Genomic DNA, 15573 nt, shown 5'->3' with positions numbered 1-15573 from the left:
AAAAGATGTACGATCCCTTACATGACAAATCGCCCGGTTGCGGCGAAGCATACCCTGATAGCTATTGGGCTGAAAATGCTGATATACAAAATAATGCCCCACAAAGTGATGGACAAATTAGTCAAGATGTCGACGTTGATGTTGCAATCATTGGTGCAGGTTATACAGGGCTTTCTTGTGCATTATATTTAGCGCGTGAGCATGGTATTAAAGCGCATGTACTAGAAGCCAATCAATCAGCTTGGGGTTGTAGCGGGAGAAATGCGGGCTTTATTTTAAAGTCTTCAGGTCGTAAATCTTATAGCGATATGGCGCAGAAGTGGGGTGAAGAGGTAATGCGCGGCATTTATGATGAAATGTGTGCAGGCGTAGAAACGGTAAAGTCACTCATCGCTGAAGGCATTGATTGCGACGTACAAACACGTGGTTTTTTAAAAGTTGCTCATAAACCAAGTAAGTTGGCCGAGCTTATTAGCCAAGCAAAACTTCAACAAAAAACCTTTGCGGGTATCAAAAATAGTGATGTAGAAATTTTAACGAAAAACGAAGTTCGTCAACAATACATGGACGATAAAAATGCTTATGGCGCTATTCGTTATCAAGATGGTTTTGGTTTGAATCCGCTAAAACTGGCATGGGGTTATCAACGATTAGCACGTGAAGCTGGCGCTAAAGTTCACACCAGTTCACCCGTATTAGAAATACTGGATGAAGGACATCAACAAAAATTAATTACACCTAAAGGTGTGGTTAATGCTAAAAAAATTGTTATTGCAACTAATGGCTATACACCCAAGGGTTTTCATTCATTAACAACAGACCGAACTTTACCGGTGCTTTCACAAATTATTGTCACTGAACCACTGTCAGAACAGCAGCTTGCAGAGTGTAACTTCTTAACGTCTAATGTTGTGATGGATACGCGTGCGCTCAAATACTATTACCGAAAGCTACCAGACAACCGTATTTTATTTGGTGGCCGTGGCGCTATAACGGGTAAGTCTGCGGATGATCCTTATTACGCTCAGCGCTTATTAGCGGTATTAAAAACAAGTTTTCCACCTTTAGCTAAGCTTAATTACCAGTATGCTTGGTCAGGCTGGATCTGTATGTCTTTAGACGACTTACCTCATATTTATCAAAACACGAAGAAAAATATTTTTTATAGCATGGGCTATTGTGGATCAGGTGTGTCATTTTCGGTGCAAGCAGGTAAGCGTTTAGCTGAAAAAGTGGCTGAAAAAGCTATCGACTCCGCAATAGAAAATCTTCCACTGTATAACTGTGAATTACCTAAATTTCCATTCGCGCCTTTGAGACGTGTTGGACAATGGGGATATTTTCATTATGGAAAAGTAAAAGATGAATGGTTTTAGTGATTGATGCTATCTCATGTCATTATGCAGAGCATTAGTGATTTTCAGGTTGTCTAAAATTGATCAACCTGAAAGATTTTAGTGAGAGTTTATGCCGCTTGTTTCAAAACGGCCCTTATTTTTTCTTCTACATTAGGCGTTAAGTTACACGTATAAATAACTCAATAGCTTAACGGCTTTTAGTCAATATGTGGATCTTCACTAATAATGAGAATTCTCGTTCAGGACTTTCTTGGCTGTAGCTATATTGAGTTAAATCAACTGAAAAATTTACGTCAAAAGTCGTGAGAAAACTATAAAAAATGTCACAACAAATAAGAAAATTTAAAAACCTCTTAAGCTATGTACTGAATGGTCACTTATTAGCCAATTGCGGACATTAATGTTTTGTGAATACACGATCAAATTCAAGACAATTCCAACCAAAATTTACTGGTTGTTTGTTGGGCTGGTTTAAGCTCTAAGAACTAAACCGCTCCGCGGTAACGGTGTGTTTGGTTAGCATCGTTCATCCCTATACACATTCACTTTTTCCTACACTAAGTCTTGATGCATGTCGCCTCATCTTAGATTGGAGAATATCCTATGAACATCAGCCCATACTTTTCAGAACAACTACGCAAACGGTTTAACGAAGACATGATCATGTGTAAACTTGCCACTAAAACACAAATTGCGTATGTCCGTGGTGATAACAAACTCTGTCAATATTTACAACACTTACCTAAAGCCACCACCCAAGAAGAGTTGCATGAATTTCAATTTTTTATGGTTAATCACGGTGTTTCGAGCATCACAGTCAATGCCACGCTAACCGCATTAAAGTTCTTTTTCGAGATAACCCTAGACAAGTCAGAGGTTGCTGCAAGGGTCTGACCTGTGGTGGTTACACAGCAATGCAAGACACTATATCAACCGCTTTATCAAATGAACGAAGCCGTATCGAGATACTTCTTAATGAAAACTTAAACCAAGCAATAAAAGTAACGTTACTTAAGTTACTTGAATCAAGTAGCACTTTTACCGATTTAGCCAAATTAAAAAAGATGCCTAAGGATTTTTCGGCTAGTCAAATAGCGCAAGAGCTTAAGACACATAAAATCATACGTTCACTTTATTCTGTGATTAAGGGGCTTGATTACATTTAATAAAACAACTCTCTTTAATGACCAGCATAGTTGTATTCCAATGCCCACATAACGAGTGGAATACATTAATTTCAGATATAATGCTGATATTTGTAATCTAATCACTAATATTTATACACAAAAAAAACGCTAGTACAGATACATATTGTTATATTTGAGATGAAATTTGACGCTATAGTTATACAACTTTAAACCTTGATACTAAAGTTTGCATCTGTACAGATAACTGTGCCAATTCACGTCCTGCTTTTGATAATTCCGTTATAGCCTCAACATTTTCTTGGGTTTTATCATTAATATTAACAACATTCATATTTATTTCTTCTGCTACAACACCTTGTTCCTCTGATGCAGTAGCTATCTGGTTACTCATATCATTTATATTTGTAATAACTTCTGAAATAGTAACAAGTACTTCGCTAGATAACTGAGCTTGATTAACAACTTCATCAACTTGCTCTTTGCTTTGGGTAATAGAGGTAACAGCATTTTTAGCACTTTGTTGTAAGTCATTCATAATGGAACTGATCTCACCAGTAGACTCTTGTGTTCTTGCCGCTAACGCTCGCACTTCATCTGCGACCACTGCAAAACCTCTGCCTTGTTCACCTGCTCTAGCTGCTTCAATAGCAGCGTTTAATGCTAATAGATTGGTCTGATCAGCTATTGAATTAATTACCTCGAGTACATTAGCTATCTTAATACTATTTTGCTCTACTTCATTAACCGTTTGACTGGTGTTCAATATTTTGTATGCTAAATCATTAATAGTAAGAATAGTTTTATTCATGATTTCTGTGGCGGTACTTACATGCTCATGAGCTTCATCAGAAGCATCAGCGGAAATAGATATACTTTGAGCTACTTCTTTCGTTGTCGCGGTCATTTCATTCATAGCTGTTGCAATTAGCTCTGTTTGCTCTGCTTGATTTTGAATAGAATTTACTATTTGATTTGAAATTACTGATGTTTCTTTTGCGGTTACTGATATTTGATTACTTGCACTTGAAACTTCATGTAAAGACACTTTAAATGTGCTAAATAAATCATTCAAAGCATCAGCCATAGCTGAAATTTCATCACTGCCTTGGTTATCAAGACTAATGGTTAAATCATTATTGTCTTTTATTTGAAATAATTTTTTAGATATGGAATTAAGGGGAGGGATAATACTTCTAATGATTATTGCGGCTAAGCTAATTGCAACAATAACACCTACAACAAGTAATACCCAAGCCATTGATACAGCTCTATTACTGCTAGCAACCAAAATACTAGCATCATTTTTTAATAGCGTTTTTTGATTAATAGCCATATCACTTAAAATTATTTTTATTTTAAATCCTAAGGGAGCTGCTTTCGATGCCAACCAATGATTAGCTAAATTCCAGTCATCTTGTCCTCTAGAGTCCAACATTTGCTTTGGTAAAGGTGAAAAAACAGCCCTTGCTTCTGAAAATATTGTTAGTGATTTTTTTTGTTCAGCATTCAATATGGCTTGTTGTGTCTTTAAATCTGAAAACCTGCGTTGATTTTTATCCCATAACTGCTCAAAAGTGATACGATAATGAGTCTCCCCTGATAATAAGTAACCACGGATATTAGCAAGTGCTAAACCTAACGAACCACGAACATCCGCCATCATTCCTAGTAAAGCTTTCCTTTCACTATTTGCTTTAAGATTTAGTTCGATATCAATGAGTTTTGTTATTTCTTTAGACATAATAGACGCTTGGGGTACGGCTTGCTGATATAGCATTTCAATTGAAGGTATGTTTTGAAGAGTTTGTGCTATATTTTCTATATTTTTCTGCTCTTGATTAAAGTCTTTTAACAAGGCTTTTATTTCTTTTAACTTAATTATGTTTTTAGGATTTGTCCAATTAGCCGACATTTTATCTAATGTTGCTATTGCGGGGGTTATTTCAATGTCCCAGGCTGACTGTCGTTCATCTTTGAACTTATCTTTACCTAATAGCATCCACCCTCTTAATGCAGCAAGGGCATGATTGACACCATTTAATACACTAGCACTTGCCTGTGCGGTAGGTATGCGTAACTCAACAACTTTATTGGCGCTTTTTGTAATAGTGGTAATTTCAAATATTGAATTAACGGATGATATTGTAAATATCAATATTAGCAGTAAAAAGCCTACTGCTAACCTTGAGCTTATTTTAAGTTTTTTAATCATAACTGTTCACACCTCAACTTATCATTATCATTATCATTATTATTAAAATTAGCATGACATTATTGATTTAGCGAGGATTTGACATCTAACACGCTTTTGTTAATGCGCATTGTTTTGTTAAACCTTGTTTTTTGATTGAAAGGGGCTAAGGGAAGTGTTTTATAGAAATTAAATAAAAATACACATAGAATATATCAAATTCCTATATTGGTATTTTGGATCTTGCAAAGCCCTGTATTGTAAGTGCTCTGCTATAGTGAGACAGTTGAGCTTAACTGTCTGACATATATTAATGAGACTTTCAGTAACATGGCATAAATAGTGTCTCAGCAAATATAGGGCATAAAGCTATGTATTGATGACTATAACGATCACTTTGAAGTCATCCCAATGCGACTTAATGACTGGCGGCAATGTTGGTTTTTTTCTCATTCAGCCTTAACAGGTTATTGGCAAAAAGTTATCATCAATAGACCATGTTTTTATCTTTTGGGAACGTCCACTATCGTATCTTCAATGTCATTAACTTAAGGATTTAACACATACGTTTATAATTCATTGGGTACTTATTTGTCTTTTTTCTACGGTCTTGTCTAAAAAATTTACGATTGGGTCGAATAATACTTAAATTTTTTGATATTTTACTTATCAGTAGTTCGTATAACTTAAACTCAGCTAACTTCATTGTGAACCGAACAATATTATCTTTCAGTTGACTTATCGCAAAGGTGAAATTGATTTTATATTCATAGAGCCTATTTTTTTTTGGCTTCTTTATTTTTCGTTTTGCATCATGGATTGCAGAAGCAGCAAAGTTTTTAGTCAATAGCTTAGCGTGTAAGTCTTGTAAAACACCTTCAACAGAAACACTAGAATAATTCTCAATATTGAGACGACTTTTCAATACTTTGTAATCTTCTTCAACCCCCCAACGCTGGAAATATAAATCAGCGAAAAGAGCAGTAGGATAAGCTTGTATATCTGTTAATGATGAAACCAAAATTTCTGGCTCACCTGATGGCAGGTCAACTCGCACTAATCTTAACTGTAGTGACTCTGTCGATATTTTATCTTTTCGGCATCATTGAAGAGACTTTTCAAGACAAGGAAAATCAACGATATCACTATATTTCCCACTTTCTAAGAAGGCTTTAACAACATTAGAGCCTTTAACAATGCGCATGCAGAAATCAACATTTTTTAGCCTATGGTATTTATAAAACCAAACGGCAGGGTAACCTCTGTCATAAACGACTAAGTCGCCTGCTTGGGTTTTAGTTAAGTGCCTCAGTGCCATTTCACGCTCTCCTGTTGAATGACTTTCTACCTATAAATCTAGAGTAATATTATTCTTAACATCATAAAGTTGAGAAAGACGCACGGCAGGCATATCAGCATGTGAACGAGCTTTACCAAAATGCTTAAGTAGTTTGTCAGTTTTAGGTAATTGTGTGACTGAGCCATCAACAGCTAGCAGTCTATGGCCTTGCCATTTATCAATGGTTGCCGCTTCATAGAACGTTTGAACTAAATCGTCGTTTAATTCAATAAATGCTTGATGAGATAGTTTCATTCTAGCTTTACAAAAAGCAGCGGTACTCACTGACTTTTTTGACAAGTAGCTATCATCGATAACATTGAAAAACCGACAAAGTTCAGCTTGAATTGAACCGTTAAGAGCATTCAACATAAAAACTCATTAAACGAGGAAAAGTCAGCGTTCGGTTTCGAGTGAAATCGGTAGGTTTTTTGCGGTGATTTTCTAAAAACTCAGTTGAATGAATTTCATTGGTTAGTTTTTGTACTATTTGAATTAAATACTGAACAGCTCATTGGTGATTTCTCTCTATTTTTAATTCATAGGCAGGTTAGCAATTAGCTAACTTATTGTAAATGAATAAATTAACCTTAAGTTAATGACATTGATCGTATCTTTGCTGACCTTATTGGATCGTTGACGAGTTACAAAAATTTTCTCCGGTGTAACTTAAATGTTAAATTTTCTCATCGTGTGACGCATTTCTCATTATGTTTGACGATCCACAAATAATAGCGGCTAATCAGTTTAAAAAGGCAGTGGAATAAGCTTTTCATTCACTTTAAATTGACTGTCCTTCAAAATATAATCAGTTGTGTAATGGGTGTCTGTTACAACTAACAAGCCTTGCTCCACTAACATATTTAACATTTGAGGCACTTGTTGAGCGGCCATTTTGTCTATTTCTTCTGTTGTCATATCTTGTGTTTGCGGGTTAGCTTGTAGCTGTTTCTTCATAAATTGTTCAGCGAACAATTCAATAATGGCTTTATCGCCCGTTATTTCCCCATTCATGAGTGCATGAGAAAACCAAAATTGCTGATCTTCTATTGGCGTTGGTAATGCTGATACATTAACTAAACTGGTGTGCATTGTGCCATTCATTTTGCCTTCAGGAAAAGTACCTCGTAAGCTAGTGATATTAATTTCTGGTCCAGCACTGAGCAATAAAAGTAAATTTTCTTGTGTAAAGTTAAACATTTTTTCTTGCATGTCTTCCGCACTGCTATCACTTAGTGTTTGACTAAAATCTTGGTAGGCTTTAATAAACTGTCCACTGATATTATTAATCGCTAGTTCAAGTGCTAAATCTTGAACTTGGTACTCATTAACATCTGCGGCTTTAATCCCATAAGCAACCTGAATATTAGCTGATTTTTCTGCTTTATTTAATAATAATGAAGCAGAGACATATAGGTCGGTAAGATTGATGATTTCACTTTCATTATTGTTAAAGTTAATCGAAGAGAAGTTGACCGTTGTTGCAGAGTCATAGAAGTTGTTATTAAATATTTCTTCTAATGAGGCGTTAACTAACATATCTACAGTGAAATTATTCATGGAAAAATCACCTTCATTAGACGTTGCTGTTAACTTTGCCACATTACCTTGGTAGGTAAGATCTTGCCCATTATATTGCCCATTTCCCTGATAACCACTAAACACTAAATTAACGTTTTCATCTGTTATGTTTGCAGTGAATGCCGTTACGGTATCTTGGTAGTCGTAATCACCAAGGAGGTCTATTAAGCCATTAGCTTGGAAAAAGTCTGTATTATCTGACCAATCAAGATTGTTTCGAAGTGTTTCACCATCAACATTTGCAGTCCATGATAACCAAGCTAAGTTACTTTGTTCATTAAAAAGGAAAGGACCATGTTGGGCATTTATTTCAAAAACTACAGAGTCATCATCGCTAAGGGCTGGATCCGATAACCCGGTTAAGTGTGTGGTATCTAAACTTAGGGTAACTAGTGCGTCGGTAGAAAACCAGTGTGAGTTAATGGTTTGAATTTCTACAGTATAACTCGGCGTATTATTCATTTTCTCAGCGATCACATTAAGTGTTGTCGAAAATTGATTCCCTACCAATTTAGGGGCTACGAGGCCAATCGATAGAATAATAGTGATAACTATTGAGAGTGTTTTTTTCATGAGGTAAGTCCATATTAATAGTGTGGATGGTTAAATTATTTGTTGTAAATGATATCCGATTCCATAGATAAACCATCATCTCATGTTTTTAATTAATTGTATTTAAAGTAGTTATTTCTAATAAAGCTTTATTCTTTCATTGATGTTGCTGTGAATAATTCTTAGATAATCTCGCAATTTTAAAATGTTTTATTTAAACGATATCGTCAAGGTTGCTGATGATGTTGAAAAATACCCATGGTATATTCCATCTTACTTTTTGAGTGCAAAGACCACCACCTTCGATGGTGAGTCTGCAGCGTTTTGTTTAAAAGCGTGTATTGTTAAACGAGCCGAGCATGAGGAAGGGGTCATTGATTTTGATTAACCCTATTTTTTATTTGCTTGGCAATACTGATCACCATAATAGTTGTTTGAGTAGTTACAATTAACCTCGGATTTTTTATCACTTGTTGTATTAAAAATATTTTTGATGTTATTAATAATGTTTTTCATTTTGGCTACCTGATGTATTTAAGATAAAACCATTGTGGCCTAACATCGACATTCAGTAAATTTGATAAAATTTAATATATAGTTCTATTTAATTGAAGTATCTAACCGGTAATATTAGCTACACTTTTGCGTGAGTTGTGCTGTAAAAATAGCTTTGAGCAGGCCTAATTCACTAGTTCTGACATAATTAGGTCTAATGATTAAGGCAATCGTTCTATGTGGCCCAGGTTCATTCAAATGAATCGCTCTTAGTTCCGATTCATTATGAGTTAATTGGTCTAATGCCATTTGCGGTACGAGTGTTGTACCCAGTTTACCCGCAACCATTTGAATGAGTGTATGTAAACTTGCTGAACCAAAATCAGAGCCTTGTTTTGGGTTTTGTAATTGGCAGGCGGCTAATGCATGCTCTTTTAAGCAATGACCATCTTTTAATAACATTAGTTTTTCCGTCTCTAGCTCATCATTGGTAATTTCTTCCATCATTTGAGGGCATTCATCTTTATGGCAGACTAAATAAAAGTCTTCTTGCCAGAAATCAAAGCTCATTAACCCCTCTACAGGATAAGGCAGCGCAAGTATTGCTGCGTCAATCGCTCCGGTTCTAACCATATCAATCAGAGTATGTGATTGTTCTTCTAATATTCTTAATTTGAAATTTGGATATTGATGTCTTACCTCGGGCAGTACTTTAGGTAAAAGGTATGGGCCAATAGTTGGAATAACGCCTAGGGTCATTGGGCTGGAAAACGGTTGGTTATCACTTTGTGATAATTGCAGCAATTCGTCTAGTTCTAATTTTACTCTTTTGGCTTTATTAAGTATCAATTGCCCTTTTGGGGTGACTAAGACTTGCTTGTTATTACGCTCAAATATGATCATCCCTAATTGCTTTTCAAGCTCATTGATTGCTGTACTTAAGGCTGATTGAGATACGTTGCATGCCTCTGCGGCTTTTTTAAAGTGTAAGGTCTTTTCAACGGCGAGTGCATAGTGTAATTGTTTTATTGAGATCATGTTGTTGATGATAATTTTTATTGAACGTAAAGGCTATTTTAATCAGAATTATGGAATTAGTCATCTTCTTTGCTGCTGTTTTAATTACGATTTCAACTTTATTATCTTAACAGGGGATTCACCCTCTATTGCGCCTGCTCATTTCAATAGTTCTGTTTTTTAGAACATTAAAATCAATTTAATCAAATTTATTTATTACTGAGTTAACTTTAGTATACCCACATCGAAAGCAAACATGCTTTTAAAACAAAACCTTTTAACTAAAGATTTTTATAACCCAGAGGAATTACACATGGCTCAAATAGGCAAAACTATCCCAGAATTTACAGCTCAAGCATTTCATAACGACGAGTTTGTTGAAGTAACATCACAGAGCACTAAAGGCAAATGGTCAATCTTCTTATTCTACCCAGCAGATTTCACTTTTGTTTGTCCTACTGAATTAGAAGATATGGCAAACCAGTATGAAGAGTTGCAAGGCTTAGGTGTTGAAGTTTACTCCGTATCAACAGATACCCATTTTTCACATAAAGCATGGCACGATTCTTCAGAAGCAATTGGTAAAATTAAATTTCCAATGATCGGTGACCAAACGGGCACAATTACCCGTGGTTTTGATGTGATGATTGAAGAAGATCATATGGCACACCGAGGTACATTCTTAGTCGACCCCGATGGTGTTATTCAAGTCGCTCATATACATGCTGGCGGTATTGGTCGCAGTGCGAAAGACATGGTGCGTAATGTTAAAGCTGCACAATACGTTCGTGAAAACGATGGTGAAGTCTGTCCTGCAGCTTGGGAACAAGGCGAAGCCACTTTAACACCTAGTTTAGACTTAGTTGGTAAAATTTAAGTCAGGCACGCTCTAAATTGGCGGAAGTCGTTATCACCGTTAACGACTTCCGCTTCATTCCATCCAATAAGATGACATGTTTTATGTTAATCAAACAATCTAAATAATGAGGTAGCCCCATGTTAAGTGAAGATATTTTAAATGCAGTAAAAGCTTATACCCAGAATATGTCCAACAAAGTATCACTTGTTTTACAGACGGGTGAACATCAAAAACGCAACGAATTAAAAGAATTTTTAACAGAATTATCTTCCGTATCTGACAACCTCATTGTCGTTGAACGTGACGAAAATTTACGTAGTCCAATTACTTTTTATTTAGAGGTTGAAGGCAAAAATAACGGTATACATTTTTCTGGCATCCCCAGTGGTCATGAATTTAATTCATTGATACTTGCTATATTACAGTCATCAGGTACTGATCTTAAACTTGATGGCACCTTGACTAAAATGGTGCAGAAAATCACTGAAGACTTACATTTTGAAGTCTTCATTTCTTTAAGCTGTCATAACTGTCCTGATGTTGTGCAATCGTTGAATCAGTTTGCTTTATTAAACGACCGCATTAGCAGTGAAATGATTGATGGTGGTTTATTTAAAACGTTAATTGATGAACGCAATATTCAAGGTGTGCCCAGTGTTTACTTAAATGGTAAGTTATTTGCGAACGGAAAAATAGATACGGCGCAGTTAGTTGACAAACTTATTGAACGTTTTCCTTATATTATAGATGGCGATGATAATGAACAGTTGCCCTTACAAGATGTTACTGTCATCGGCGCAGGTCCTGCTGGCGTTGCTGCTGCTATTTATGCTGCGCGTAAAGGGCTAAATGTCACTATTATTGCTGACCGTTTTGGCGGTCAAGTTAAAGATACAGTGGGTATTGAAAACTTAATTTCGGTATCTAAAACAACAGGCACACAACTCACGGGTAATATGCAAGCTCACTTAAACGATTACGAGATAACGACAAAAGAGTTTGTTCGTGTCGAAAAAATTGAAAAAGGGCAGCCAGAAAGTAAAGCACCGAAAAAGTTACACCTTTCTAGTGGTGAGGTTATTGAGTCTAAAACGGTTATTATTGCTACCGGTGCTAAATGGCGTGAGCTGGGTATACCGGGAGAGAAAGAGAATATAGGTTCAGGTGTTGCTTATTGCCCACATTGTGATGGCCCTTTCTTTAAAGGTAAAGATGTCGCCGTGGTTGGTGGTGGTAATTCAGGCATAGAAGCTGCGTTAGATTTGGCGAGCATGGTTAATCATGTGACTGTATTTGAATTTTTACCGGGGTTAAAAGCAGATAACATCTTGGTAGAAAAAGCGGAAGCACATAAAAAGATTACGATTATCAAAAATGTTGCGACCAAAGAAGTAATTGCAGAAAATGGTAAGGTTGTTGCGCTGGCTTATGAAGATAGAGCAACAGGTGAAATGAAGCAGCAAAGCTTGTCGGGTATTTTTATCCAAATAGGCTTATTACCCAACAGTGACTTTTTACAAGGTGTTGTGGAATGTACAAAGTATGGCGAAGTGATTATTGATGAGAAATGTCATACTTCGGAACCCGGCATATTTGCCGCAGGAGATGTATCAACTGTGCCCTACAAACAAATTGTAATTGCTATGGGTGAAGGCGCTAAAGCATCATTATCAGCATTTGATTACCTTATTAGAGAAAGTTAACTGTTACTATTAAGTGCCAGCTGAATTTACTGAATAGCACTAAGTTCAGTGATGCTTTATCAACCCCCTATAAATAAAAATTTATAGGGGGTTAACGTTTTTAATATTCAAAGCAACTAAATTAATTAATCGCTGCTGTGATTCAATACTTGCCCAAGCAATATGTGCGGTTAAAGATAAATTATCTATGTCGTTTTTCATCAGGGCACTTATTAAAGGGTGGCTAGCCGCAGGAGGCTCTTGTTCTAAAACATCAAGTATCGCGTGGGAGATTACTTTATTCTTTAATGCCTCTAATAAATCTTCACTATTTACCAAGGCACCACGAGCGGTGTTAATTAACAGTGCAGAGGGTTTCATTAGCGATAAACTTGCACGGTTTATTAAATTTGTTGTCTCATCTGTTTGCGGGCAGTGTAAGCTAATGACATCAGCATTTTGTAATACATAGTTAAAACTCTGGCGGTTTTCCCTTATTTTTGTTGCATTTTGACGCTCAGCAATCAGTATTTTCATACCAAAAGCTTCGGCAATAGTTGCCACGGCCTTACCTAAGCACCCAAAGCCAATAATGCCTATCGTTTTTCCGGCAAGTTCTTGACTGCCTTTACCATGAAAACAAAAAGTATCGCTGTTTTGCCAATGCCCTTGTTTAGTATTGTTGTTGTGGTGTGCGGTATTACTGAAATATTCAAGCATTTGCGCAAACACATATTGGCTCACGGAAGCTTGTGAATAACCACTGACGTTTTTAACACTAATGCCAAGCACTTGCGCTGCAGCCAGATCAACATTGTTCATGCCTGTTGCGGCAATACAAACTAATTTCAGCTGAGGTAATTGCTCAAGTATATTTTTAGATAAAACCACTTTATTGGTAATAATAATGTCAGCATTTTTACAACGTGCAAGCACTTGGTCGTTTGTCGTTGTTGCATAACAAATTAACTTGCTGACCTGAAATTCAATACTTGCCAAAGAAATGTTTGGGCTAAAAGTTTGTTGATCTAAAAAAACGGTTTGCATGGCTATCTTCAAAAATAAAGTGAGAGGGGTAGCTTAAGTTAATTTAAGGTGAAAAAAAACGACAATCACAGACATAACCAAGTTGATTATATATCTGTTCATTTTTAAGGGGTAAAACGAATAACGACTTCATTATAAAATTGATAAGTAGAATAACAACTTACTAAATTTTATACCTTGTATTTATTTGTTTTACCTCGATAAAAATTAGCGTGACTTTGTTTAACCAGGGCGGCCATCTTCTCTTGCTTTTAATAACATTGGCGCGTAGTAAAAAGTAAAGAGTCCAAAAGCAACTAACCAACAAAAACCACTTATATCAACAAATAACAGGGTTCTTTCTGGCATCAACCAAGGACCAAAGACTCGAGCCATTGCTGATAGTGTTATAAATGCAAACGCGAACGACATCATTTTAGGGGGCGTTAAAGGGCGACCACAATGTCCTAAAGAAACACGAGAAATCATTGATAAGACAATACCACCCATACCGCCAATGGTTAATAAATGCCAAATATGATGGGTAGGTATATCATCAATAATGTAGCTAAATCCAAGTAAGATAAGGCCAAACCAAATGAATTTAATCGCAAAATGTAATGACCATAAAAGGGGCACACCGAGTGTTATCCAAGGACGCCATCTCAACCACCGGATCAACTGAAACAAGCCAGCAAAAATTAATATGATACCAAAAAGCATTGGAACAAAACCAATTAATGGATGTAACAATAACATCAGCATAGCAAGCATTAAGCTGCCATTGGCGAGTTTGTCGAGTAATGGTGTAGGTGTCGCTTTAGTCGTTTGAGTGCCGTTAGCGGTAAACATAGGTACAACGCGCCCTGACATTACAGACATTAAAAACACGACTAATAAAACCCCAGCATAACCAGAGTAGTTCAATGAAACACTTTGTGGATAAATACTGGCTAAGTGCATTTCACTATTGGCGATCGTGAATAAGACTAATAAAGGCACAAAGAATAAATTTCGATATTGTTTTATCGCTAAGATAGGTTTTGCTAGGGTATAAGCCACCGCTAACAAAAAGCTTAAATCTATAAACGCGCTTAATGAGTGACCTAATAAATCAGGCATTAACATAACAACACGGCCTAACAGCCATAAAAAGAATAGTACCGCAAGCTGCTTACCTTTTACGCTAGGAAGTCCGGTCCAATTTTGTACTGCAGTGAGTAAAAAACCGGCAATAATTGCACTACCAAAGCCAAAAATCATTTCATGAATATGCCACCAATACCCTCCACCGTAAGGAATAAAACTAACGGCCCCTTTATAAATCAATAACCACAAGGTAATGGCAATTAAACTAAAAATAACACCCCCTAAAAAAAAGGGACGAAAGCCTAAGCGAAATATGGGGAGAGTTTTCTGCGCTTCTTTTAAATCGGTAATTTGCATCATAGTTGTTGTTTCAAAGGAACATTAATGTCATTTTAGCGCATTTACTATAATAATCGTTGTGATAAATCAACGAGTGGTGAAAAAATATAAAAAGTTACTGCATCTTCACTTATTTTTTAAGCGGATAATTAATTGGCTGGTTTTTCTAATTGGAACATTTCATCTGTAATGTCGTCGAGTTTTTCTGCTAGTAATTGCTGCGCATCATAAATACCTTGGTTATAAAAATGATTGCCCATTTCTTTAGTAAAAAAATCAAGTAAAAAGTCAGCGTCAAATTGAGCAAGATCTTGTTCGAGTTTGGTTGAAAAGTACTGCTGTAGCTTATGGATCAGTAATTCTTTTTGGGCAGATGTAAATTTAATTTCATTCATCTCTATTCTCTACTATTTTAGATAAATATTGTTTGCTAGATTATACTCATGGCAAAGCACGAAGGTGAATTGTTTTAATGAAAGAAACATTGAAAAAATGGTGGCAAACCGATTGTCAGTTTTGCCTGAAATACCGAAGAATGTTTATTTGGTTAATTATTATGATTGCAATAGATGCATTGTGGTTTAACCTGTTATTTTAATCTTTTTTAAACATAGGAATTATTTATGGGATATCGTTGGACAGACTCATTAGAGTTAGCATTAGATTTAATGGAACAACATCCGGATGTTGATCCCCTGACCTTACATTTTCCAGAATTGATGCAATGGGTAGTCGCCCTTGAAAATTTTGATGATGATCCAAAGCACTGTGGCGAAAGAGTGCTAGAAGCCATACAACTCGCGTGGATTTCTGAGATTGATTGAAGACCGGTAAGTTAAAGATGTTTTTTTACTCCTCATCGGTAATTGGTTGTTTTATAAGCCTGATTTGACCTAT

At 36.1% G+C, this 15573-nt stretch carries 16 protein-coding genes; 7 read left to right on the top strand and 9 right to left on the bottom strand.

Going from position 1 to position 15573, the window contains the following annotated elements; genetic code table 11:
* The first annotated feature begins 5 nt into the window (after positions 1–5).
* The 3 genes from H4J73_RS15175 (at position 6) to H4J73_RS15165 (ending at position 2524) form a co-directional block, all read left to right on the top strand.
* Entirely contained in the window at positions 6–1376 is a 1371-nt protein-coding gene (locus H4J73_RS15175; protein WP_182223617.1) for an FAD-binding oxidoreductase, read from the top strand.
* Between the two features lie 585 nt (positions 1377–1961).
* On the top strand, positions 1962–2252 hold the full coding sequence (locus H4J73_RS15170) for a phage integrase N-terminal SAM-like domain-containing protein (protein WP_182223618.1): 291 nt from the start codon (positions 1962–1964) through the stop codon (positions 2250–2252).
* A 20-nt stretch (positions 2253–2272) separates the two neighbouring features.
* Entirely contained in the window at positions 2273–2524 is a 252-nt protein-coding gene (locus H4J73_RS15165; RefSeq protein WP_182223619.1) for a hypothetical protein, read from the top strand.
* Positions 2525–2702: 178 nt separating this feature from the next.
* Here H4J73_RS15165 and H4J73_RS15160 read toward each other — a convergent pair whose 3' ends face one another.
* From H4J73_RS15160 to H4J73_RS15150, 5 genes are all read right to left on the bottom strand, one after another.
* Positions 2703–4718, bottom strand: coding sequence for a methyl-accepting chemotaxis protein (locus H4J73_RS15160; protein ID WP_182223620.1), 2016 nt, complete (start codon positions 4716–4718; stop codon positions 2703–2705).
* A 535-nt stretch (positions 4719–5253) separates the two neighbouring features.
* Positions 5254–5754 carry a hypothetical protein gene (locus H4J73_RS20630; RefSeq protein ID WP_259367854.1) on the bottom strand — a complete coding sequence of 167 codons (501 nt, stop codon included), beginning with the start codon at positions 5752–5754 and terminating at the stop codon, positions 5254–5256.
* Positions 5755–5799: 45 nt separating this feature from the next.
* On the bottom strand, positions 5800–6015 hold the full coding sequence (locus H4J73_RS20625; RefSeq protein ID WP_259367853.1) for a hypothetical protein: 216 nt from the start codon (positions 6013–6015) through the stop codon (positions 5800–5802).
* Between the two features lie 30 nt (positions 6016–6045).
* Complete coding sequence (locus tag H4J73_RS20620) at positions 6046–6408, bottom strand: hypothetical protein (RefSeq protein ID WP_259367852.1); 363 nt, start codon at positions 6406–6408, stop codon at positions 6046–6048.
* A gap of 375 nt (positions 6409–6783) precedes the next feature.
* The gene (locus H4J73_RS15150) at positions 6784–8190 is read right to left on the bottom strand and encodes a YdgA family protein (RefSeq protein ID WP_182223621.1); all 1407 of its coding nucleotides are present in this window, start codon (positions 8188–8190) and stop codon (positions 6784–6786) included.
* 184 nt (positions 8191–8374) lie between these two features.
* Between H4J73_RS15150 and H4J73_RS15145 the strand changes: the two genes are divergently transcribed.
* Positions 8375–8557: a hypothetical protein gene (locus tag H4J73_RS15145; RefSeq protein ID WP_182223622.1), complete on the top strand. Its 183-nt coding sequence runs from the start codon at positions 8375–8377 to the stop codon at positions 8555–8557.
* Between the two features lie 242 nt (positions 8558–8799).
* On the opposite strand, the gene H4J73_RS15140 is transcribed toward H4J73_RS15145, so the two are convergent.
* Positions 8800–9702: a hydrogen peroxide-inducible genes activator gene (locus tag H4J73_RS15140; protein ID WP_182177156.1), complete on the bottom strand. Its 903-nt coding sequence runs from the start codon at positions 9700–9702 to the stop codon at positions 8800–8802.
* 292 nt (positions 9703–9994) lie between these two features.
* Here H4J73_RS15140 and ahpC point away from each other — a divergent pair, with 292 nt between their 5' ends.
* Together ahpC and ahpF are read left to right on the top strand one after the other, a co-directional pair.
* Positions 9995–10558 carry an alkyl hydroperoxide reductase subunit C gene (gene ahpC, locus H4J73_RS15135; RefSeq protein WP_182177155.1) on the top strand — a complete coding sequence of 188 codons (564 nt, stop codon included), beginning with the start codon at positions 9995–9997 and terminating at the stop codon, positions 10556–10558.
* A 119-nt stretch (positions 10559–10677) separates the two neighbouring features.
* The gene (ahpF, locus tag H4J73_RS15130) at positions 10678–12243 is read left to right on the top strand and encodes an alkyl hydroperoxide reductase subunit F (RefSeq protein ID WP_182177154.1); all 1566 of its coding nucleotides are present in this window, start codon (positions 10678–10680) and stop codon (positions 12241–12243) included.
* Positions 12244–12324: 81 nt separating this feature from the next.
* Here the strand turns inward: ahpF and H4J73_RS15125 are convergent, their stop codons facing one another.
* The 3 genes from H4J73_RS15125 to H4J73_RS15115 all read right to left on the bottom strand — a co-directional run bounded on the left by H4J73_RS15125 (position 12325) and on the right by H4J73_RS15115 (position 15071).
* Positions 12325–13269, bottom strand: a complete 945-nt coding sequence (locus H4J73_RS15125; protein ID WP_182177153.1) for a D-2-hydroxyacid dehydrogenase — start codon at positions 13267–13269, stop codon at positions 12325–12327.
* A 222-nt stretch (positions 13270–13491) separates the two neighbouring features.
* Entirely contained in the window at positions 13492–14697 is a 1206-nt protein-coding gene (locus H4J73_RS15120) for an NnrS family protein (protein ID WP_182177152.1), read from the bottom strand.
* Positions 14698–14825: 128 nt separating this feature from the next.
* Positions 14826–15071: a DUF2164 domain-containing protein gene (locus tag H4J73_RS15115; RefSeq protein ID WP_182223623.1), complete on the bottom strand. Its 246-nt coding sequence runs from the start codon at positions 15069–15071 to the stop codon at positions 14826–14828.
* 228 nt (positions 15072–15299) lie between these two features.
* Here H4J73_RS15115 and iscX point away from each other — a divergent pair, with 228 nt between their 5' ends.
* Entirely contained in the window at positions 15300–15500 is a 201-nt protein-coding gene (gene iscX / locus H4J73_RS15110) for a Fe-S cluster assembly protein IscX (RefSeq protein ID WP_182177150.1), read from the top strand.
* Positions 15501–15573: the final 73 nt, after the last annotated feature.

The sequence above is a fragment of the Colwellia sp. MB3u-41 genome (assembly GCF_014076845.1).
GTDB lineage: Bacteria > Pseudomonadota > Gammaproteobacteria > Enterobacterales > Alteromonadaceae > Colwellia_A.
The sequence above is the reverse complement of the archived record's forward strand: the minus strand, read 5'-3'. Positions and strand labels throughout refer to the sequence as shown.